Source organism: Rothia santali (assembly GCF_024199905.1).
Classification (GTDB): domain Bacteria; phylum Actinomycetota; class Actinomycetes; order Actinomycetales; family Micrococcaceae; genus Rothia; species Rothia santali.
The window spans coordinates 1-19,070 of sequence record NZ_JANAFB010000010.1 but is presented as its reverse complement, the minus strand read 5'-3'; the positions used below and the strand labels follow the sequence as shown (position 1 = coordinate 19,070).

Genomic DNA, 19,070 nt, shown 5'->3' with positions numbered 1-19,070 from the left:
GATGACGCCCGATGAGGGCCGATGGGTGGAAGGTGCACCTACCTCATGCAGCCGTGATGCCCAGGAGGGCCAGGGCTCGCCTCAACTCCGGATGATCTCTGCCCAGTGCCACCTGCTGGGGGCTCACGACGTACGGAGAGACCTCTGGATCTCCAGGGCGCTCGTAGACAGCCCAGAGAAGCAGGTCGTCCCCGTGCCGCGACGAGAACTCCACTCCATCGCAGAGATGGCCCTCATCCTCGTTCTTCGCCTCCCACAGGTGTTGGGAGATCTCCTGGGTGAGCAGGCGAGGCTCCGCGATCTTGAGGGCCGACGCATCGAAGTCCGGGAGCCCGTAGAGCCTGGCCCGGGGGCTGAAGCGGCCGTAGAGAGCCGCGACGCTCGTCGAGTCGGTCACCCTGCAGTAGGTTCCCGACAGGCGGGCGGTCGACGCCTGCCGCGGTGAGAGCCATGCCGCCAGATCCAGGGTGCCGCTCGGCGAGGATCGGCTCATCGTCGGCTCGTCATCGACGATCAGGCCCATTTCGCCTGCCAGCTCCGGGTCGGGTCGGAAGGGCGCGAGAACCTCCACCAAGCACGAGAACAGCGAATCACCTGCATAAAGGGTCCTGTAGAGCCCCGGGTCCAGGGCGTCCCACCGTCCGTTGAACCGACCGGAAGGACCCGCCCAGCGCCAATCGGGCCAGCTCCACGGATCCGGCCGGTAGCCGACGCGCCAGACCGGGTGCCGGGCGAGCTCGCGGAACCTCATCCGACCCGAGCGAAGGCGCGTGCCGCCGCAAGCACCTCGGGTCCGACGGCGTGAGGGTCGCCCTCGCGGATCACGCGAGCGGGGGATCGGTCCTCCAGCTGAGGATTCATCCCCTGGAACCATGCCTGGACCACCTGAGGAGCATTTCCGGCCTCGACGATCATGCCGGCTGCTTGGAAGGCCAGGCGCAGGCGCTCCATCGACTCGGAAGATGGCTTCCGCACTCCCTCCGCCCATTGGCGCACGGCTCGGGTCTCGCGCACGCCGCCGAGGTAGGCGGTCAGCTTTCCTCCCAGGCAGTCGAGGAGGCGCGTGATGAGGTCAGCTTCGTTCAACCGCACGGAATCGAGATAGGACGACATGATGGGCGATGCTGAAGTGCTCATGCCTCCAGTATCGTCGATGACATCGTCAATCACCAGCAAATCACATCCTAAAAATCGGAGTAAATGACATCGGGTGAACTTCCAGCGGGTCGCTAGTCGTGCTTCTCATCGGATGGGGTCCAGCTTCTAGCGGAGCTCGCCGTCCCCAAGAGCCCTCTGCAGAAACTACGGGAGGGGCGGCCCCGTCGTCGTGCGCACCATCAGGGTGGGGAAGGAGGTCCGCCACTCCGCGGGGGCCATGGGGGAGGCGATGCGGCGGAGGGCGAGCTCGGCCGCGCTGCGCCCCAGGGCGACGCCGTCGACGTCCACGCTCGTGAGCGCGACGCCAGGCACCTTGCTGGGGGAGCTGTTGTCGTACCCGACGACGGAGACCTCGCGGCCGGGCGTCAGCCCGCGGCGGAAGAGGGCGTCCAGGACGCCCATCGCCGCCTGGTCGTTGTGGGCGAAGATCGCCGTCGGGGGATCCCCGGCGTCGAGCAGGGCGCCCGCGTCCGCGGCGGCGGTCTCGCGGGAGTAGGTGGTCTCGACCACCCGGGGGCGCAGTCCGGCCGCCGTCATCGTCTCGGCGTACCCGTGGCGGCGGTCCATGTAGCCGTCCGACGGCGGGTTCGCCAGGAACGCGATCTCGCGATGCCCCAGCTCGATCAGGTGCCGGGTGGCCGCCCTGGCCCCGTGGCGATTGTCCGAGACGACGCTGTCGATGTCCGCGACGCCCCGCAGGACGCACACCAGGGGCACCCGCTCGGCCATCTCCCGCACCTCGGCGTCGGGCATCTGGAGGCCGAAGGCGATGACGACGTCGACCCAGCTCTGGGCGAGGGTCTCCAGCACCTCGGCGTCCCGGCCGCCGTCCAGCGCCCCGACGCCCAGCATCAGCTGCTTGCCGGCCCCGTCCGCGACGGTGCGGGACCCTTCGAAGAGGTCGGCGAAGAGGTCGTTGTGCAGGTCCTGCAGGAAGACGCCGAGGGTGTTGCCGCCGCGGCTGGCCAGGCGCGCCGCGACGCGGTTGGGGACGTAGCCCAGCTCGCGCCCGGCGCTGAGGATGCGGTCCCGGGTCTCGGTGCTCACCCCCGGGCGGTCGCGGTAGGCGAGGGAGACGAGCGCGCGCGAGACGCCCGCGCGGCTCGCCACGTCCTCCATGGTGATTCTCATCGTTACCGCCCGTTCTGACTGCCTACGCTTATTGACTGTACAAACTAGAGCGTTCTAGTCTACATTCTAGCTAACACCCACGTGAGGGAGGTCACCGATGACCGCTTCGATGCATCGCGAATCTGTCGCGAGGCCGCCATGGCGGGGATCGGACGCCCGGTCGCCTCTTCGAAGGCGCTTGCTCGCCGACTGACCCGCGCGTTCCCGGCATCGCGCCAGCAGGGGCGCCTCTCGCTGCGTCCGTCGACGCGGAATGTCCGTGATGATGGACTCGTCGAGAGAACAGGGGGCGGCCTCTGAAACAAGCTGAAGCGCTCTAGTTGACATCTCCCACAGCTCCCCCATTTCCACTTCCAGAACAGGAGTTCCCATGACCACCACCCCTCTCCGCATCGGCGTGATCGGCGCCGGCATGGCCGGACAGGCCCACGCCTTCGGGTACCGCAACGCCATGATGGCCGTGGGCTCCCGGATCGACGTCGAGCTGGCGACCATCGCGGACCCGAACCTCGAGCTCGCCGAGTCGGTCGCCCGCCGCTACGGGTTCCGGGAGGCGACCGCCGACGTCGAGGCGCTGATCGCGAGCGACGTCGACGTCATCAGCGTGGCGCTCCCCAACTTCCTGCACGCCGAGGTCCTGCCGAAGGTCATCGCCTCGGGCAAGCACGTCTTCGCGGAGAAGCCCATCGGCTGCACCCCCGAGGAGTCCGCCGCGCTGCAGGCGCTCGCCGAGTCGTCGTCGGCCGTCACCGGCGTCGGCTTCTCCTTCCGGCGCCTGCCCGGCCTGGCGGCGCTCGCGCAGGCGGTCGCCGAGGGGCGGCTGGGCGAGGTCCACACCGTCCGCGGGTCCTACTACGCCGACTACGCCGCCGACCCCGCCGGGGCGCTCTCCTGGCGCTACTCGCAGGAGCAGTCCGGCGGGGGCGCGCTGCTGGACATCGGGGCCCACGCGATCGACGCCCTGCAGTTCGTGGCCGGCGGCATCAGCGAGGTGCACAGCGCCGTCCTGCGCACCGTGATCGCCGAGCGGCCGCTCCCGGTCCGGGGCGCGATCGGCCACGGCGCCTCGGCCTCGGACCGCACCGGCCCGGTCACCAACGACGACACCGCCCTGCTCAACGTGGGGTTCGCCAACGGGGCGGTCGGGCAGATCGCGCTCAGCCGGATCGCCACGGGCACGCCCAACGCGCTCACCATCGAGGTCATCGGCACCCGCGGCAGCGGCTCCTTCGACTCGATCTCCTCGGGCGAGTTCCACCTCTTCGAGAACGACGCCGACGACGTCGCCTTCAACGGTCCCCGCCGGATCTTCACGGGCCCGGCCCACCCGTACTTCGCCGACGTCGCGGCCATGCCGGGCGCCGGCGTCGGGACCGGGTACGCCGAGGCCTTCACCGCCGAGATCCAGCAGTTCCTCCGGGCCGTCTCGGCGGGGGAGCGCATGGACACCGACTTCGCCACGGCGACCGAGATGATGAACGTCGTCGGGGCGGCGCTCGAGTCCCACCGCGCCGGCACCCGCGTCGAGGTGCCCTCGGCCCGGCCCGCGCCGGTCCACGTGCCGTGACCCGCGCGGGGCGCCCGCCGGCACGTCCGGCGAGCGCCCCGGGGACGGTCCACGGCGTGCGCGAGGACCCGCAGGCCATCCGTGCGCTCCCGAGCGCACACCGGCCGCGCGCTCGAGAGCGCACCCCCAGCGTGCGCGACGACGCGCACCCCGGCGGCGGCGGCGACGCCGACCCCGCCGGATGCACCACTTAGACAAGGGAGTCACCATGAGTTCCGAATCGCCGACCTCGGCGGAGAAGAAGCTGCCGCCGCTCACCGACGGCCCGCACCGCAAGCGGCTGACCATCGTCGCCTTCGTCGCGACCATCGGCGGCCTGCTCTTCGGCTACGACACCGGCGTGATCAACGGCGCCCTGCGCCCCATGTCCGAGGAGCTCGGGCTGACGCCGCTCACCGCCGGGGTCGTGACCAGCTCGCTCCTCTTCGGCGCCGCGGTGGGTGCGATCCTCGGCGGGCGGCTCTCCGACGCCCGGGGGCGCCGCAGCACCATCCTGCTGCTCTCGCTGGCGTTCCTGGCGGGGACGGTCCTGGTCGTCGTCGCCCCGAACTTCGGCGTCATGGTCGTGGGGCGCGTCGTCCTCGGCCTCGCCGTGGGCGGCGCCTCCACCGTGGTGCCGGTCTACCTCGCCGAGCTGGCGCCCTACGAGATCCGCGGGTCCCTGGCCGGGCGCAACGAGGTGATGATCGCCGTCGGCGCCTTCGCGGCGTTCGCGGTGAACGCCCTCATCGGCAACGTCTGGGGCCACCTCGACGGCGTGTGGCGCATCATGCTCGCGATCTGCGCGATCCCCGCGATCGGCCTGTTCGTCGGGATGCTCCGGATGCCCGAGTCGCCGCGGTGGCTCGTGGAGAAGGGTCGTCACGAGGAGGCGCTCGCCGTGATGAGGACGGTCCGCCCCGAGGAGCGGGCGGTCGCCGAGCTCGGGGACGTCGAGCACGTCGCCGAGGAGGAGGAGCGGCAGCACGCGGTGGGCATCCGGGCGGTGCTGGCGAACAAGTGGCTGGTCCGCATCCTCGTGATCGGGATCGGCATCGCCGTGTTCCAGCAGCTGACCGGCATCAACACGATCGTCTACTACGGCCAGACCGTGCTCATCCAGGCCGGGTTCGACGCCGACGCCGCGCTCATCGCCAACGTGGTGCCCGGGCTCATCGGGGTGATCGGCAGCATCGTCTCGCTCTACCTCATGGACCGGGTCAACCGGCGGACCATGTTCCTCACCGGCTACGGGCTCGTGACCCTGTGCCACGTGCTCATCGGCACCGCCGCGATGGCGCTTCCGGAGGGCACCGCCAAGCCGTACGTGATCCTGACCCTGGTCGTCCTGTTCGTCGGGTCGATGCAGACCTTCCTGAACGTCGCGACCTGGGTGATCCTCTCGGAGATCTTCCCCCTGCACATGCGCGGGCTCGGCATCGGGATCGCCGTGTTCTGCATGTGGATCGCGAACGCGACCCTCGGCCTGTTCTTCCCGACGCTCGAGGCCGCGATGGGGCTCTCGGTCTTCTACCTCCTGGCGGCCTTCAATCTCGTCGCGCTGATCTTCATGCTCCGGCTGCTGCCGGAGACGCGCGGGCGCACGCTCGAGTCCATCGAGGTGGGAGTCACGACCGGGCAGATCTACGCGGTCAAGAGGAGGTGAGCGGTCGGCGCTCGTGAGGGCCCCGGATCCGCCGTCCCGGCACCGGGCGGGGCCCTTCCGCCGCGGGGGAGCGTGCTCTCCCCGCGGACGACCGGCGGTCACGCTCCCTCCGCGGACGGCTTGGGGACATGCCTCGGATGCGAACGATGTGAGGACACCATGACGACGACGAGTGAGCACCCCGCGAACGGTCACCGCCCGGCGGGGCGGGGGTCTTTCGGAGAATACTTCGCCGACCTCGACCCCCACGGCCCGGTCCCCCTCCATGCTCAGGTCTCCGAGCGGCTCGAGCAGGCGATCCGCGACGGGGCGATCGCCGTTGGCGAGCGCCTGGAGAGCGAGACCGCCCTCGCGCAGCGCCTGGGGATCTCCCGAGCCACCGCTCAGAGGTCCATCCGGTCCCTCGTCGACAGGGGCCTGCTGGTCCGACGCCGGGGCATCGGAACGCAGGTGCTGCAGAGCCGCGCCCCGCGACCGCTGGAGCTGACGGCCCTCGACGACCCCGGGGACGCGGACCGCGAATCGGGCGACCGGATCCTCGTCCACGAGGTGATTCCCGCCTCGGCCGGCATTGCGGCGAGGCTGCGGATTCGCGAGGGAGCGGACGTGCTGTACATGCGGCGGCTGAGGCACTCCAACGGCCGCCCGGCCGCAATCGTCGACGGCTACCTGCCCACCGCGCTCGCGGACGGCGGCGTCGGCGAACCTGACACCCGGAGTCTGTCCGCGTTGCTGCGCGAGCTCGGTGTGGCGATCCGCAGCACCGAACTCTCCGTCGGGGCCAGGCTCGCGCTCGCGGACGACGTCGAGCTCCTCGGCATCACCGTGGGGGATCCGCTGCTCACGGTGGATCGTTGCATCCTCGGGGCCCCCGGCGGGGTGCTCGGGTACGGGAGCGAGTGCTATCTCCCGGATCTGTATGCAGTCCAGGCGATGCTGGTGGGGAGGTGATCCCCAGAGCGATCACCGCGGCATCGTCCTCGCGATGCACCGGTGGGGTGAGGAGGGCCCCACCGGTACCGAGCGGCTTTGGACCTTGTTCGTCGATGGCGCCTCAGGCCACCAGCACATCACACCCTTGATAGCACGAGTGGATGATATCGGGTGGAGTCCACAGCGGGTCGCTGGTCGTACTCCTCATCGGATGGGGTCCAGCCTCCGGTAGGGCTCACCGTCCCCAGGAGTCCTCCGTGGGAACTATGGGAGGGGTGGCCCCGTCGTCGTGCGCGTCACGAGGGACGACGATAGCGCGGTCGTTGTTCCGGTGATGCATTGGTCGATGGCAGAAGATCGTTGTCGATGCGCAGCGATCTCGAGGGGTCGATAATATAGCAGTTCGTACTATAATAAGATGATGGTGGATGGACGAGGGAACCTGGTGCGCCAGGCGATGAGATCGACGGGAACCACTCAAAGCGAGCTGGCGCGGATCAGCGGCGTCCACCAGCCCAGCATCAGCCAGTTCCTCTCCGGCAAGATCGACGTCAGCGATGAACAGGCGGACCGCCTCCTGGCCTGCATGGGGTACCGGCTCGAGGTGGAATGGCGAGTGGTGGAGCCGGAGATGACCCGCAGTGAACGCCGATCGTGGTCCTTGCATTGTGAGCTTTCGGCCCGGCTCGATCGGGTGAGCCTGACCGACTGGCTTTCTACGGTCGAACGCAATGTGAGGCGCCTGCGCGAGGGTGTGAGGGGTCAACCGCATAGTCACAACCTCGACCGGTGGGAGGCGTTGATCCGGGCGCGTGACCTGGCCGGTCTGAAGCGGGTGATGACGGGCCTCGGTCGAGACTCGATGGAGATGCGGGAGGTGTCTCCCTTCGGAGGAATTCTGTCCGAAGAGGATCGACTCGCGGTGTTGGCGAGGGTGGCCTGATGCGACGGGACCAGTTAGAGCATGCGATCCGCGCAGCATGTCAGATCATCGGTCATGCGGAGGTCATCGTGGTCGGTTCCCAAGCGATTCTCGGCTCATACCGTGAGGAGCAACTTCCGGCGGATGCGACCATGTCGGTCGAGATCGACATTCTGCCTATGGCCGCTGACCAGCAGGAGACCTCCCGGCTGGCTGACCTGATTGAAGGGGTCGCCGGTGAGTTCTCCTCTTTCGAGCAGACGCACGGATTCAGCATCGACGGCGTCGATCTGGAGACCGCCGTGCTTCCGTTTGGTTGGCGTGATCGCCTTGTCAGGGTTCAGAACGCCAATACCAGTGCGCCTTCCGGAACGCCTCGTTTCACGGGGTGGTGTCTTGAGAGGCACGACCTCTGCGTTGCGAAGCTCTGCGCCTTCCGGGAGAAGGACCGGCGTTTCGTAGACGCTCTGTTGGTCGCCGGCCTCGTACAGAAGCCGACCATCACCCATCGCCTGTCGACGATCTCCGAACGTCACCGAGATGCGGCGACGCGCGCGACGGAATGGCTCGAGGCCCGCCCATGACGCCGCGCGAGCGATTCGTCCTCTCCCGCGCCGCTCGCCTCTGCGTCGAGACCTTCGGCAGCCCGGGCGATCCCGCGATCCTGCTCCTCGGCGGCGCGGCCTCGACCCTCGACTTCTGGGAGGACGAGTTCTGCGCCCGCCTGGCCGACGCCGGCCGGCACGTGATCCGCTACGACCAGCGCGACGCCGGCCGCTCCACCTCCTCCCCGCCCAGCGCCCCCGCCTACACGGGCGCGGACCTGACGGCGGACGCGCTCGCGGTGCTCGACGGCGTCGGCGTCGCGGCCGCGCACCTCTACGGGCTCTCGATGGGTGGCGGGATCGCGCAGGAGATCGCCCTGGAGCACCCCGAGCGGGTGGCCAGCCTCGTCCTCGAGTCCACGAGCCCGGCCGTCCCCGGTGGCCCGGACCGTCCCCCGCTGCCCCCGCCCGAGCCGCGGCTCGCGGAGGCCTTCGCCGCCGACGCCGACGCTACCGACGCCGCCGCCGCCGGGACGGACTGGACGGACCGGGAGGCGGCCGTCGGGGCGATGGTCGAGACCGAGCGCGCCTTCGCCGGGACCCTGCCCTTCGACGCCGGGCAGATGCGCCGCATCGCCGCCCGCGCCTACGACCGCACCGCCGACATGGCCGCCCTGCAGACCAACCACTGGCTCGCGGCGGGCGACGGCGAGCCGTCGAGCAGGCGCCTGGGCGAGATCGCCGCGCCGACGCTGGTCCTCCACGGGACGGCCGACCCGCTGTTCCCCCTCGCCCACGGCGAGGCCCTGGCCGCGGAGATCCCCGGAGCCCGACTGGTCCCGCTGCCGGGCGCGGGGCACCAGTACCCGCCCGAGCCCCTGTGGGACCTCGTGATCGGCGAGGTCCTCGCGCACACCGGCGGCCCTTGACCCCGCCTCCCGGCGGAGGTACACCGTAAGTGAGACCCGCGAGGGGCGGCCTCGCGGCGCGGAGCGGAAGGGAAGGTGCGGCATGGCCCGGTTCCGGGACCGAGGCGATGCCGGCCGGCAGCTGGGCCGCGAGCTGGCCGGGCGGGCCCTGCGCGCCCCGGTGGTCCTCGGCCTGCCCCGCGGCGGCGTCCCCGTGGCCGCCGAGGTCGCCGCGCTGCTCGGCGCCCCGCTGGACGTCCTGGTGGTGCGCAAGCTCGGGGTGCCGAGCTACCCGGAGCTGGCGATGGGCGCCGTGGGGGAGGGCGGCGTCACGGTGCTGAACCCCGACGTCGTGCGCTCCTCCCGCGTGAGCGAGGCGCAGCTGGAGGAGGCGGCTCGGCGTGAGCGCGCCGAGGTCCGGGAGCGCGCGGCGCGGTTCCGCCGGGGGCGGGCCGGGTCGGTGCAGGCCGAGGGCTCCGCACCGGCCGAGGGTCTCACGCCGGCCGAGGGACCCGCACCGTCCGGCGGCCCCGCGTATGCTCGGGAATCCGCGCCAGCTGAGGGTCCCGCGCCGGAGCTGTCCGGGCGGACCGCGGTGATCGTGGACGACGGCGTCGCCACCGGGGCCACCGCACGGGCCGCCTGCCAGATCGCCCGCGCCCTCGGGGCCGAGCGCGTCGTCCTCGCGACGCCGGTCGCCCCGCCCGACGTCGTGCGCTCGCTCGCCGCCTCGGGCGAGGCCGACGACGTCGTCTGCCTCCACGCCCCGCGGTGGTTCGGGGCAGTGGGCGCCTTCTACGACGTCTTCGACCAGACCCCCGACGAGGAGGTCGTCCGGATCCTCGGTGCCGCGGGCTGAGCCGCGGCGGGGGTCGAGCGGGCCGCCTCGCCGCCGTCTGGCGGTCCACCCGGGCTCGCGCCGTCGCCGCTCCTCCGAGGGGGCATCGCGCCGTCGTCCGCTCGCCGCGTCTCCGCGGCGGCGTCCCTCCTCGAGCCCGTCCCCGCCCCGCCGCCCCCCGGGCTCGCCTCCGCAGTGCCGTTCGTGCGCCCGGCCGTCGCGTCGTCCACCCGCCGCGCCGTCGTGCCGGGGACCAGCTGCACCGGGAGCAGCAGGTGCTCGGCGCGCTGCGGCGCGGTGGAGTCGCGACGGCGTCCCAGCCTCCCCAGCACCATCGCGGCCGCGCGGTACCCGGCCTCGTGGGCGGGGACGTGCAGGGCGGTGAGGTGCGGGATCGAGAGGCCGGCGTCGGTCAGGTCGTCCGCGCAGGCCACGCTGAGGTCCTCGGGCACGCCCACGCCGATCAGCCGCAGCTGGTGGACCAGCCCCACCGTGACGACGCTGTTGTAGACGATGACCGCGGAGCAGCCGCTGCGCGCGACGTCCTTGGCGATCACGGTCCCGGCCGCGAAGGACGGGTCCGCGATGGGCAGCGCCTCGACCTCCCCGGCGGCGTCGTGCACCACACCCTCCAGCGCGCGGAGCCGCTCCCGGTCCGTGCGGGAGCCCCGCGGCCCCCCGACGTAGGCGATGCGGCGGTGGCCCAGCGCCGTCAGGTGCCGTCCCAGCGCCCGGAGGCCCTCGCTCGTGTCGAGCACGACCGAGCTCACCCCGGAGATCCGCCGGTTCACGGTCGCGAGGGGCTGGGCGCGCGCCTGGTCGGCGAAGACCCGCGAGGCGCCGCGCGGCGAGACGGCGACCAGGCCCGCGACCCTGCCCCGCAGCCGCGCCATGAGGGTGGCCTGGTGGTCCCTCTCGGCGGCGTCGACCGTGATGACGAGGTCGTAGCCGTGCTCCTCGGCGGCCTGCTGGGCGCCGGAGACGATCGGGGTCAGGAAGGGGTTGGTCAGGGAGGGGACGGTCAGGCCCAGCAGCTCGTTGGTGCCGGTCGCGAGCGCGCGGGCGGCTGGGTTGTGCGTGTAGCCGACCTCCGAGACGGCCGCGAGCACGCGGCGCCGGGTGCCCTCCGAGACGATCTCCGGCTGCCGGATGGCCCGCGAGACGGTCGCGATGGACACCCCGGCGACGCGAGCCACGTCGTTGATCGTCGCCGGGCTCGCGCCGGGCCCTGCTGTCTTGACCATGTGACCTCCCTCGCGACCACCGTACCGTGGCGGGGGTGCCGCGAGAAGACCGTGTCGTGTAAACGTTTACACATTTGCCCAGCCGCGGGTTGACAGGGGAGCGGTGAGGGGTCGAGCATATGACCGTACAAGCGCTTACATCGCGCCGCGAGGAAGGTCGTACCGCCGTGAAGACACCCCAGCCCACCGCGGGGAGGACTCGTCGTCCGCCCGCCCTGGCGGAGCGCCTGTTCCGCATCTCGGAACGCGGCTCCAGCATCCGGACCGAGCTCCTCGCCGGGCTCAGCATGTTCCTCGCCTCGGCCTACACGATCGTCGTCGTCCCGAGCATGCTCGCCGACGCCGGCGTCCCCCGCGGCGCCGCGACCACCGCGCTGATCATCGTGGCCATCGTCGCGACCTTCGCGATGGGGCTGTTCGCCAACCTCCCGCTGGTCCTCGCGCCGGGCCTGGGCGGCGTCGCCCTGGTCGCCTACACGCTCGTGCAGGGCGAGGGGGTCCCCTTCGGGGTGGCGATGGGCATCGTCTTCTGGTCCGGCGTCGTCTTCCTGATCCTGACGGTCCTGGGCATCCGCAACCTCGTCACCCGGATCATGCCGACCAACGTGCGGCTCGCGATCGGATCCGGGATCGGGCTCTACATCGCCTTCATCGGCTTCCGCTCCACGGGGCTCGTGGTGGGCGACGGCGACTCGCTGGTCCTCGGCGACCTCGCCGCGCCCGGAGCACTGCTGGCCCTCGCCGGGATCGTCCTGCTGGTCGCGCTGCAGGCTCGCAAGGTGCCCGGCGCCTTCGTCATCGTGATCCTGGCGATCACGGTCGTCGGCATCCCGCTGGGCGTCACCGAGCTGCCCGGGAGCTACCTCGCCGCGCCCGCGAGCCCCGGGCCGCTGGTCTTCGACATCGACGTCGTCGGCGCGCTGGCGCCCCAGTACTTCCCCTACCTCTTCGCGTTCTTCGCCGCCGAGTTCTTCTCCGCGACCGGCGTCGTGCTGACCGTGACCGACAAGATCCGCGAGGCCACCGGCGGGAAGGCCGTGGACCTCAAGCGGCCGTTCCTGGTCGACTCGGCGGCCATCACGGGCGGCTCCCTGATCGGCGCACCCAGCGTGACGACCTACCTCGAGTCCACCGCGGGCACCGGCAGCGGCGGCCGGACCGGGCTGACCTCGTGGACTACCGCCGGCCTGTTCGCCGTGGTGCTCGCGTTCATCCCGGTCGCCGGGATGATCCCCTCGGCGGCGACGGCGCCGGTGCTGATCGTCATCGGCCTCACCATGCTGACGGGCTTCCGCAAGGTCGACACCTCCGACCTCACCGAGGCCATCCCCGCGGCGCTGCTGGTCGCCTGCACCCTGCTGTGGGGCAACTTCGGCACCGGCATCGCCACCGGCCTGCTCAGCTACGTGCTGATCAAGGCCGTGACCGGCAAGTTCAAGGACATCCACCCGGGCATGTGGGTGCTCACGCCCTTCCTGGTCTACTTCTTCTACGCCGCCGCGCACTGACGCCGGTGCGGGCGCCCACCCGCCGCCCCGGCGTCGGACTCCTCGCAACGACGCCCCCTCGACGCCGGCCGCGCCATCCGCGCCCCCGGTGCCCCTGCTCGACGAACCCCCACGAACGGACACGCATCACCCCATGAAGACCATCGACCTGCACATCCACCTGCCCGGGACCGTCCGGGCCGCGACCCTCGCGGACCTGGCGGCGGCCAACGGCGTCGAGCTCCCGATGCCGGCCACCGAGCTGTACCCCCGGATCAACTCCGACCCCACCGAGGAGGAGCTGACGCGCGGGCCGTGGTTCCCGCTGCTGCGGGTCTACGAGCTGATCTCGGCGAGCCTGCGCACCCGCGGCGACTTCGCCCGGACCGTCTACGAGGCGATGCAGGACGGGTACCACCAGAGCGGGACCGTGTACTCCGAGTTCGCGTTCAGCCCCTCGGTGCACCTGGCGGCCGGCGTCGAGTACCGGGAGATGGTGGCCGGGATCGAGGAGGGGATCGAGGCGGCGCGCAAGGACCTCGGCGTCGACGCCCGGGCGCTCGCCGCAGTGAACCGCGAGGACACCCCCGAGGTCGCGCTCGCGATGGTCGAGGAGGTCGTGGCGCGCCCGTCCGACGCCGTCGTCGGGATCGGCCTGGACTTCGACGAGCGCAAGGGCCTGCCCGCCACGTTCGCCGAGGCCTTCCAGCTGGCCGGGCGGCACGGCCTCAAGCGCACCGCGCACGCCGGCGAGCACGTGCCCACCGCGCAGACCATCCCCACGTGCCTGGACCTGCTCGGCTGCGACCGGATCGACCACGGGTACCACGTGCTCAAGGACGCCGACGTCGTGAAGCGCTGCGCCGACGAGGGCGTGTACTTCAACACCGCGTTCACCACCTCGCGCCGGGCGCTGCGGCCGTGGCGCCGCGAGTCCATCCGCGAGATGCTCGACGCCGGCCTGAAGGTGACCATCAACTCGGACGACCCCGCGCTGTTCCCGACCACGCTGGCCCGCGAGCTCGAGATCACCGTGGACCTGCTGGGCGAGGACCGGAGGCGCGAGTTCGTGGCCAACGGCGTCGAGGCCTCGTTCCTGCCGGAGGCCGAGAAGGCGGCGCTGCGCGAGGCGGTGGCGCGGGAGGGCTGAGCGCCGCGTCACCGGATGGCCATGTGCTCGCCACCACGGACCCGTTGATGTTCACCTAAAGTTCACCCCTTCAACTGTCCGCGTCCCCCTGCGGTCGGGATAATGCCTATGTGACTCCCGAACTCATCATCCTCGGCATCGTGGTCATCACCGCACTGGTCTTCGACTTCACCAACGGCTTCCACGACACCGGGAACGCGATGGCGACGTCGATCGCCACCGGAGCCCTCAAGCCCAAGGTCGCCGTGGGCCTCTCCGCGGTACTCAATCTGGTCGGCGCGTTCCTCTCCATCGAGGTCGCCAAGACCGTGGGCCGGGAGGTGGTCAACCTCGAGATGACGGACGGCCACGGGCTCATGCTCATCGTCTTCACCGGGCTCGTGGGCGGCATCGTCTGGAACCTGCTGACCTGGCTGCTCGGGCTGCCCTCCAGCTCCTCCCACGCGCTGTTCGGCGGGCTCATCGGCGCGACCATCGCCGGCCTGGGGGTCAGCGGGGTGCTGTGGACCGGCGTCGTCGCCAAGGTCATCGTCCCCGCGCTCGTAGCTCCCGTGATCGCGGCCCTGGTCTCCACGGTGGGCACGGTGCTCATCTACCGGATGACGGCGCGCGTGGGGGACCGGCAGAAGACCCGCGGGTTCCGCTGGGGTCAGGTCGGCACCGCCTCGCTGGTCTCGCTGGCGCACGGCACCAACGACGCCCAGAAGACCATGGGCGTGATCTTCCTGGCCCTGGTCGCGGCCTCCGCGATCGAGCCGACGGCCGACATCCCGTTCTGGGTCAAGTTCACCTGCGCCGTCGCGATCGCCCTGGGGACCTACCTGGGCGGCTGGCGCATCATCCGCACGCTCGGCAAGGGCCTGGTGGAGATCGACTCGCCGCAGGGCATGGCCGCCGAGGGCGCCTCCGCGGCCATCATCCTGACCTCCTCCCACTTCGGGATGGCCCTGTCCACCACGCACGTGGCCACCGGCTCGATCCTGGGGACCGGGCTGGGCCGCAAGGGAGCCGAGGTGCGCTGGAGCGTGGCCGGCCGCATGGTGCTCGCCTGGCTCATCACCATCCCCGCGGCCGCCGTGGTCGGGGCGGCGTGCTGGCTGATCGGGCACTTCGTGGGGGCCGCGACCACCGAGCTGACCGGCGTCGGGGTCGTCTTCGCGATCCTGGTGGCGCTGTCCACCCTGATGTACGTCCGCTCGCGCCGGGAGCCCGTCCACGCCGGCAACGTCAACGAGGAGTGGGAGCCCGAGGTGGAGGACCTCGCCCCCATCACCGGCGTGATCTCCCAGGTCCCCGCGGGGGTGGTCGCCGGCGAGGCCTCCACCCACCTCGACCTCCCCGGCGACGACGCCCCCGACCACCGCCGCACCCCCGGAGCCTGACCCGTGTACGAGCTGCTCTCCCTGATATCCAACATCATCCCCGTGACCCTGGCCGGGCTGGTCCTGGGGGCCGGCATGCCGGCGCTCTTCGCGCTCGCCCTGCGCCTCTCGGCCGGCCGCACCGAGCGGCGGGCCGACGGGACCGTGGTGCAGGTGCGCCGTGCCCCGGTCGCCGCGCGGACGGCCTCCGGGGTCATCTACGCGATCATCGTCCTGGTCATCCTGGCCGGGGTGCTGTGGATCGCCCGCGAGTACCTGCACGAGCTCACCGGGTTCGCCTTCCTCGGCTCGCGCTGAGCCGGCGTCTCCCTCGCGCCGAGGCCCCGGTCCGCCGGACAGCCCTGTCCCCACACACGACGACGCCGCCGCGCTGGGATGCGCGGCGGCGTCGTCGTGTCCTCTGAGCGGGTGAGGATCAGGTGTTCTTGTCCTTGTTGGCCGGCTCCTCGCCGCTCGGCTTCCGACGGACCTCGGGCTTGACCGTGTCCTCGCCCTTGCGGTTCGAGGGGTCGGCGGTCGCCGCGCGGTTCATCGGGGCACCCGGCGCGGGGTGACCGGAGTTCTTCGGGTCGGCGTGCTCGGTGACCTCCTGGTTGGAGGGCGCGTGGGCGTTGGCCGGCTTGGTGACCTTCTGCTCGTCCAGGTTCTCGCGACCGGCCACACCGGACTCCTCATCGTGCGCGGCCGGCTTCGCGGCCGGGGCGGGCTTGGGGTCGGCAGGGGTCTGCCAGGGGTCCTCCACCGGGCGGGAGGCGCGCCACGCGGCCACGCCGGCGACGGTCGCGGCGGCCAGGATGCCGAAGACCAAAAGGCCCTTGTGGGACTTCTTGTTGGCCTTCTTCTGCTCCTTGGCGAAGTCCTTGGCGGCCTGCGCGGCCTGCTTCTGGGCCTTCTTGAGCGCCTTCTTGTCACCGGTGAGCTTGGCGACCGCGGTCTTCAGCTGCGGCGAGGCATCGGCGGAGTCGAGTTTCTCGGCGAGCCCCGCGGCGGCCACGCTGGCCTTCGCGCGAGCCGAGTGCACCGCCTGCTCGACGGCCGGGCTGGCCTTCTCGAGCTGCTCCTGGACGCGCGGCGCGACCTCCTTCTGGGCCCACTCGTTGGCCTGGCCGGCGCGCTCCTGGATCCGCGCCGCCCACTCGGTGGCGAGCTCGGAGGCCTTGTCAGCACCCTCGTGCAGGCGCTCTCCGGCGTTCTTCTGGACCTTCTGCGCGGCCTTGGCGGCCTGCTTCTGGGCCTTCTTGGTCTTGCATGCCATGGGGGTTACCTCCTCCTTGACCGACGCGCCGCGGAGCCTGTCCGCGGCGGTGCCCCGGTCCCGGCGGGGGCGGGGCACGCACATCGAGTCGTTTGTCGTCCTTACTCACCCTATGACGGGTGACACGGTCCGCACGGTCAATGTCCCGGCACCACCCCCTTGTTTTCACTGAAGGCGGAACGGTATTGGGGGCTCGCGCGAGCCCGTGTGAAAATAGCGCCATGACTGCCATCCCCACTGCCACAGCGACCATCCACACCAACCACGGAGACATCGCCGTCAACCTGTACGGCAACCACGCTCCCAAGACGGTGCAGAACTTCATCGGCCTGGCCGACGGCTCCCAGGAGTGGGTGGACCCCAAGAGCGGCGAGAAGAAGAGCGGGACCCCGCTGTATGACGGTGTCGTCTTCCACCGCATCATCCGCGACTTCATGATCCAGGGCGGCGACCCCCTGGGCCAGGGGACCGGCGGCCCGGGCTACCAGTTCGACGACGAGATCAGCCCCGACCTGAACTTCAACGAGCCCTACAAGCTGGCCATGGCCAACGCGGGCCTCCGCGGCGGCAAGGGCACCAACGGCTCGCAGTTCTTCATCACCACGATCCCCACCACCTGGCTGCAGGGCAAGCACACCATCTTCGGCGAGGTCGCCGACGACGAGTCCAAGAAGGTCGTCGACGCCATCGAGGGCGTCGCCACCGGCATGATGGACCGCCCGGTCGAGGACGTCGTGATCTCCTCGATCGACGTCGAGCAGGCCTAGCGCCCGCCGCAGACTCCGCACGCACCTGAGGCCCGCTCGTCACCGCGAGCGGGCCTCACGTGTATACCGCGGGCTCTCACGCCCCGCGCCACGCACACCCAGCACAGGAGAGACATGGACCAGGAACCTCCGCGGTACGGGCAGCGCGCCGACGAGCACGACGACGCCCAGCGGCCGGTCTGCCCCCGGCACCCGGACACGGTGGCCTACGTCAGCTGCACCCGCTGCCATCGGCCGGTCTGCCCCCGGTGCCAGGTGCAGGCGCCGGTCGGGGTGCAGTGCGTCGACTGCGCCCGGGAGGCGCGGCGGGAGGCCGAGCGGCGGGGCGGCGTCGTGCGCGGCAGGAGCTCGATCTTCCCGCGGGCCGGGGCGACCCCGGTGACCCTGACGCTGATCGCGATCAACCTCGCCGTCTTCCTCCTGCAGTACCTGGTGCCGAACCAGCTGGTGATCCGCGAGCTCGCATACATGCCGGGACTGACGGCTACCGAGCCGTGGCGCATGCTGACCAGCGGATTCGTCCACTCGGGGATCGCCCACATCCTGCTGAACATGTACTCGCTGTACCTCTTCGGGCAGGCGCTCGAGCCGCGGATGGGGCGGTGGCGGTTCCTGGCGGTGTTCCTGCTGTCCATCGTGGGCGGCTCGGCGGCGGTCTACCTGCTCACGCCGCCCTACACGCTGGTGGTGGGCGCCTCCGGCGGCGTCTTCGGGCTGTTCGGCGCGTTCTTCGCCTGGACCCGCTTCCGCGGGGGCGACACCCGGGCGCTGCTCATCCTCATCGCCGTGAACCTCGTCTTCGGGTTCGTGGTGCCGGGGATCTCGTGGCAGGCCCACGTGGGCGGCCTGGTGGTGGGCGCCGTGGTCGCGTGGCTCTTCGAGCTCACCTCGCGGGGGCGCCGGGGCCGCCGCGGAGGACGACGCCGGGGCGCCGCGCGGACCTGAGCACCGCGCGGAGCGCCCCCGGCACGGGAACGGAGAGGGTCCGGGGATTCTTGTGATTACAGGAATCCCTGGACCCTCTCCCTTTATCCACAGGGTGGACCCACAGGTGTTAATAACTACAGGAGTGTAACTCCACACCTGTTAACAAGGCTGTGGATAGTCGAAAACCCCGGAATGACGGCCGTGCCGGCGTATTCCCGGCGAGTTATCCCCCGGAGTTGCCCACACCTGTGGATAACTCTGTGCACGGGGTGGGGATCACGGGCGCCCGGCGCGCTGGGGGGATTCTTGTCATTCAGGCGCCCCGGCGGGTGGCCGCCTCGGCGTCGTCGACCTCCTCCGGGGAGGGCCGGACGCCGGTGTAGAGGGCGAACTGCTCGGCCGCCTGGAGGGCCGCGACCTCGGCGCCGGTGATCGTCTCCTTCCCCGCGGCGCGGGCGCGGAGGATCAGGGGCGTCTCGACCGGCAGGGCGACGACGTCGAACACGGTCCGGGCGGCGTCGATCGCCTCCTCGGGGAAGGCGAGCTCCTCGCGCTCGGGGCCGCCCTCCATGCCCACGGGCGTCACGTTGACGAGCAGGTCGGCGCGCAGGCCCGCGGCGTCGGGGACCCACTCGTAGCCGTACCGGCGGGCCAGCTCGCGACCGTCCTCCTCGTTGCGCGCGACGACGGTGCCGCGGGCGAACCCGGCGTCGTGCAGGGCGCCCGCGACGGCCCGGGCCATCCCGCCCGAGCCGCGCAGCGCGAACGAGGACGCCGGGTCGACCCGGTGGGTGCGCAGCAGCGAGGCCACGGCGACGACGTCGGTGTTGTAGGCGGTCAGCCGGCCGGCGTCGTTGACGATGGTGTTGACCGCGCCGATGACCTCCGCCGAGTGGTCCACGGCGTCGACCAGGGGGATCACCGCCTGCTTGAACGGCATCGAGACCGAGCAGCCGCGGATGCCCAGGGCGCGGACGCCGCGGATCGCGCCCTCGACGTCGTCGGTGGTCATGGACTTGTAGAGGAAGTCCAGGCCGTACCGCTCGTACAGGTGGTTGTGGAAGAAGGTCCCGTGGTTGCTGGGGCGCCCCGCGAGGGAGATGCACACGGTGGTGTCGCGGTTCAGGGCGGGGCGCTGCGGTGTGGCCGGGGGGGGGGCGGGCATGGGTCTCCTGGGGTGTGGTGGGGGTGGGACGGCGGGGGGTGGGGGG

At 71.3% G+C, this 19,070-nt stretch carries 19 protein-coding genes; 13 read left to right on the top strand and 6 right to left on the bottom strand.

Features of this window, described 5'->3' with window-relative positions; all coding sequences use genetic code 11:
- Positions 1-43: 43 nt before the first annotated feature.
- The 3 genes from NBM05_RS05625 to NBM05_RS05615 all read right to left on the bottom strand — a co-directional run bounded on the left by NBM05_RS05625 (position 44) and on the right by NBM05_RS05615 (position 2,289).
- On the bottom strand, positions 44-751 hold the full coding sequence (locus NBM05_RS05625; protein ID WP_254165756.1) for an RES domain-containing protein: 708 nt from the start codon (positions 749-751) through the stop codon (positions 44-46).
- Complete coding sequence (locus NBM05_RS05620) at positions 748-1,137, bottom strand: hypothetical protein (RefSeq protein ID WP_254165755.1); 390 nt, start codon at positions 1,135-1,137, stop codon at positions 748-750. The genes NBM05_RS05625 and NBM05_RS05620 overlap by 4 nt, the downstream gene beginning before the upstream one ends.
- A 165-nt stretch (positions 1,138-1,302) precedes the next feature.
- The gene (locus NBM05_RS05615; RefSeq protein ID WP_254165754.1) at positions 1,303-2,289 is read right to left on the bottom strand and encodes a LacI family DNA-binding transcriptional regulator; all 987 of its coding nucleotides are present in this window, start codon (positions 2,287-2,289) and stop codon (positions 1,303-1,305) included.
- Between the two features lie 370 nt (positions 2,290-2,659).
- On the opposite strand from NBM05_RS05615, the gene NBM05_RS05610 reads away from it, so the two are divergent.
- The 7 genes from NBM05_RS05610 to NBM05_RS05580 all read left to right on the top strand — a co-directional run bounded on the left by NBM05_RS05610 (position 2,660) and on the right by NBM05_RS05580 (position 9,668).
- Positions 2,660-3,856 (top strand): Gfo/Idh/MocA family protein, encoded by a 1,197-nt coding sequence (locus NBM05_RS05610; protein ID WP_254165753.1) that lies wholly within the window; start codon positions 2,660-2,662, stop codon positions 3,854-3,856.
- A gap of 208 nt (positions 3,857-4,064) precedes the next feature.
- Entirely contained in the window at positions 4,065-5,501 is a 1,437-nt protein-coding gene (locus tag NBM05_RS05605; protein WP_254165751.1) for a sugar porter family MFS transporter, read from the top strand.
- A gap of 159 nt (positions 5,502-5,660) precedes the next feature.
- Positions 5,661-6,452, top strand: a complete 792-nt coding sequence (locus NBM05_RS05600; protein ID WP_254165749.1) for a GntR family transcriptional regulator — start codon at positions 5,661-5,663, stop codon at positions 6,450-6,452.
- Between the two features lie 400 nt (positions 6,453-6,852).
- Complete coding sequence (locus NBM05_RS05595) at positions 6,853-7,377, top strand: helix-turn-helix domain-containing protein (protein ID WP_254165747.1); 525 nt, start codon at positions 6,853-6,855, stop codon at positions 7,375-7,377.
- Positions 7,377-7,940, top strand: coding sequence for a DUF6036 family nucleotidyltransferase (locus NBM05_RS05590; protein ID WP_254165746.1), 564 nt, complete (start codon positions 7,377-7,379; stop codon positions 7,938-7,940). The genes NBM05_RS05595 and NBM05_RS05590 overlap by 1 nt, the downstream gene beginning before the upstream one ends.
- Positions 7,937-8,830, top strand: coding sequence for an alpha/beta fold hydrolase (locus NBM05_RS05585; protein WP_254165745.1), 894 nt, complete (start codon positions 7,937-7,939; stop codon positions 8,828-8,830). The genes NBM05_RS05590 and NBM05_RS05585 overlap by 4 nt, the downstream gene beginning before the upstream one ends.
- A gap of 82 nt (positions 8,831-8,912) precedes the next feature.
- Positions 8,913-9,668, top strand: a complete 756-nt coding sequence (locus tag NBM05_RS05580) for a phosphoribosyltransferase (protein ID WP_309248122.1) — start codon at positions 8,913-8,915, stop codon at positions 9,666-9,668.
- On the opposite strand, the gene NBM05_RS05575 is transcribed toward NBM05_RS05580, so the two are convergent.
- Complete coding sequence (locus tag NBM05_RS05575; protein ID WP_254165744.1) at positions 9,605-10,891, bottom strand: LacI family DNA-binding transcriptional regulator; 1,287 nt, start codon at positions 10,889-10,891, stop codon at positions 9,605-9,607. The genes NBM05_RS05580 and NBM05_RS05575 overlap by 64 nt on opposite strands.
- A gap of 167 nt (positions 10,892-11,058) precedes the next feature.
- On the opposite strand from NBM05_RS05575, the gene NBM05_RS05570 reads away from it, so the two are divergent.
- The 4 genes from NBM05_RS05570 (at position 11,059) to NBM05_RS05555 (ending at position 15,207) form a co-directional block, all read left to right on the top strand.
- Positions 11,059-12,399, top strand: coding sequence for an NCS2 family permease (locus tag NBM05_RS05570; protein WP_254165743.1), 1,341 nt, complete (start codon positions 11,059-11,061; stop codon positions 12,397-12,399).
- A 133-nt stretch (positions 12,400-12,532) separates the two neighbouring features.
- Positions 12,533-13,528, top strand: a complete 996-nt coding sequence (gene add / locus NBM05_RS05565; RefSeq protein WP_254165742.1) for an adenosine deaminase — start codon at positions 12,533-12,535, stop codon at positions 13,526-13,528.
- A gap of 110 nt (positions 13,529-13,638) precedes the next feature.
- Entirely contained in the window at positions 13,639-14,910 is a 1,272-nt protein-coding gene (locus NBM05_RS05560; RefSeq protein WP_254165741.1) for an inorganic phosphate transporter, read from the top strand.
- A 3-nt stretch (positions 14,911-14,913) separates the two neighbouring features.
- Entirely contained in the window at positions 14,914-15,207 is a 294-nt protein-coding gene (locus tag NBM05_RS05555) for a hypothetical protein (RefSeq protein ID WP_254165740.1), read from the top strand.
- 118 nt (positions 15,208-15,325) lie between these two features.
- Here the strand turns inward: NBM05_RS05555 and NBM05_RS05550 are convergent, their stop codons facing one another.
- A complete protein-coding gene (locus NBM05_RS05550; protein WP_254165738.1) occupies positions 15,326-16,165 on the bottom strand; it encodes a hypothetical protein in 840 nt (279 codons plus the stop codon).
- 221 nt (positions 16,166-16,386) lie between these two features.
- Here NBM05_RS05550 and NBM05_RS05545 point away from each other — a divergent pair, with 221 nt between their 5' ends.
- Positions 16,387-16,932, top strand: coding sequence for a peptidylprolyl isomerase (locus tag NBM05_RS05545; RefSeq protein ID WP_254165737.1), 546 nt, complete (start codon positions 16,387-16,389; stop codon positions 16,930-16,932).
- A 114-nt stretch (positions 16,933-17,046) separates the two neighbouring features.
- Positions 17,047-17,877: a rhomboid family intramembrane serine protease gene (locus NBM05_RS05540; protein WP_254165736.1), complete on the top strand. Its 831-nt coding sequence runs from the start codon at positions 17,047-17,049 to the stop codon at positions 17,875-17,877.
- A 295-nt stretch (positions 17,878-18,172) separates the two neighbouring features.
- Here NBM05_RS05540 and NBM05_RS05535 read toward each other — a convergent pair whose 3' ends face one another.
- On the bottom strand, positions 18,173-19,024 hold the full coding sequence (locus NBM05_RS05535) for a shikimate 5-dehydrogenase (protein WP_254165735.1): 852 nt from the start codon (positions 19,022-19,024) through the stop codon (positions 18,173-18,175).
- Positions 19,025-19,070: the final 46 nt, after the last annotated feature.

Coding starts and splice junctions, on each gene's coding strand:
- NBM05_RS05625 (WP_254165756.1), bottom strand. CDS start 751: ATGAGGTTCCGCGAGCTCGCCCGGCACCCGGTCTGGCGCGTCGGCTAC.
- NBM05_RS05620 (WP_254165755.1), bottom strand. CDS start 1,137: ATGAGCACTTCAGCATCGCCCATCATGTCGTCCTATCTCGATTCCGTG.
- NBM05_RS05615 (WP_254165754.1), bottom strand. CDS start 2,289: ATGAGAATCACCATGGAGGACGTGGCGAGCCGCGCGGGCGTCTCGCGC.
- NBM05_RS05610 (WP_254165753.1), top strand. CDS start 2,660: ATGACCACCACCCCTCTCCGCATCGGCGTGATCGGCGCCGGCATGGCC.
- NBM05_RS05605 (WP_254165751.1), top strand. CDS start 4,065: ATGAGTTCCGAATCGCCGACCTCGGCGGAGAAGAAGCTGCCGCCGCTC.
- NBM05_RS05600 (WP_254165749.1), top strand. CDS start 5,661: ATGACGACGACGAGTGAGCACCCCGCGAACGGTCACCGCCCGGCGGGG.
- NBM05_RS05595 (WP_254165747.1), top strand. CDS start 6,853: ATGATGGTGGATGGACGAGGGAACCTGGTGCGCCAGGCGATGAGATCG.
- NBM05_RS05590 (WP_254165746.1), top strand. CDS start 7,377: ATGCGACGGGACCAGTTAGAGCATGCGATCCGCGCAGCATGTCAGATC.
- NBM05_RS05585 (WP_254165745.1), top strand. CDS start 7,937: ATGACGCCGCGCGAGCGATTCGTCCTCTCCCGCGCCGCTCGCCTCTGC.
- NBM05_RS05580 (WP_309248122.1), top strand. CDS start 8,913: ATGGCCCGGTTCCGGGACCGAGGCGATGCCGGCCGGCAGCTGGGCCGC.
- NBM05_RS05575 (WP_254165744.1), bottom strand. CDS start 10,891: ATGGTCAAGACAGCAGGGCCCGGCGCGAGCCCGGCGACGATCAACGAC.
- add (WP_254165742.1), top strand. CDS start 12,533: ATGAAGACCATCGACCTGCACATCCACCTGCCCGGGACCGTCCGGGCC.
- NBM05_RS05550 (WP_254165738.1), bottom strand. CDS start 16,165: ATGGCATGCAAGACCAAGAAGGCCCAGAAGCAGGCCGCCAAGGCCGCG.
- NBM05_RS05545 (WP_254165737.1), top strand. CDS start 16,387: ATGACTGCCATCCCCACTGCCACAGCGACCATCCACACCAACCACGGA.
- NBM05_RS05540 (WP_254165736.1), top strand. CDS start 17,047: ATGGACCAGGAACCTCCGCGGTACGGGCAGCGCGCCGACGAGCACGAC.
- NBM05_RS05535 (WP_254165735.1), bottom strand. CDS start 19,024: ATGCCCGCCCCCCCCCCGGCCACACCGCAGCGCCCCGCCCTGAACCGC.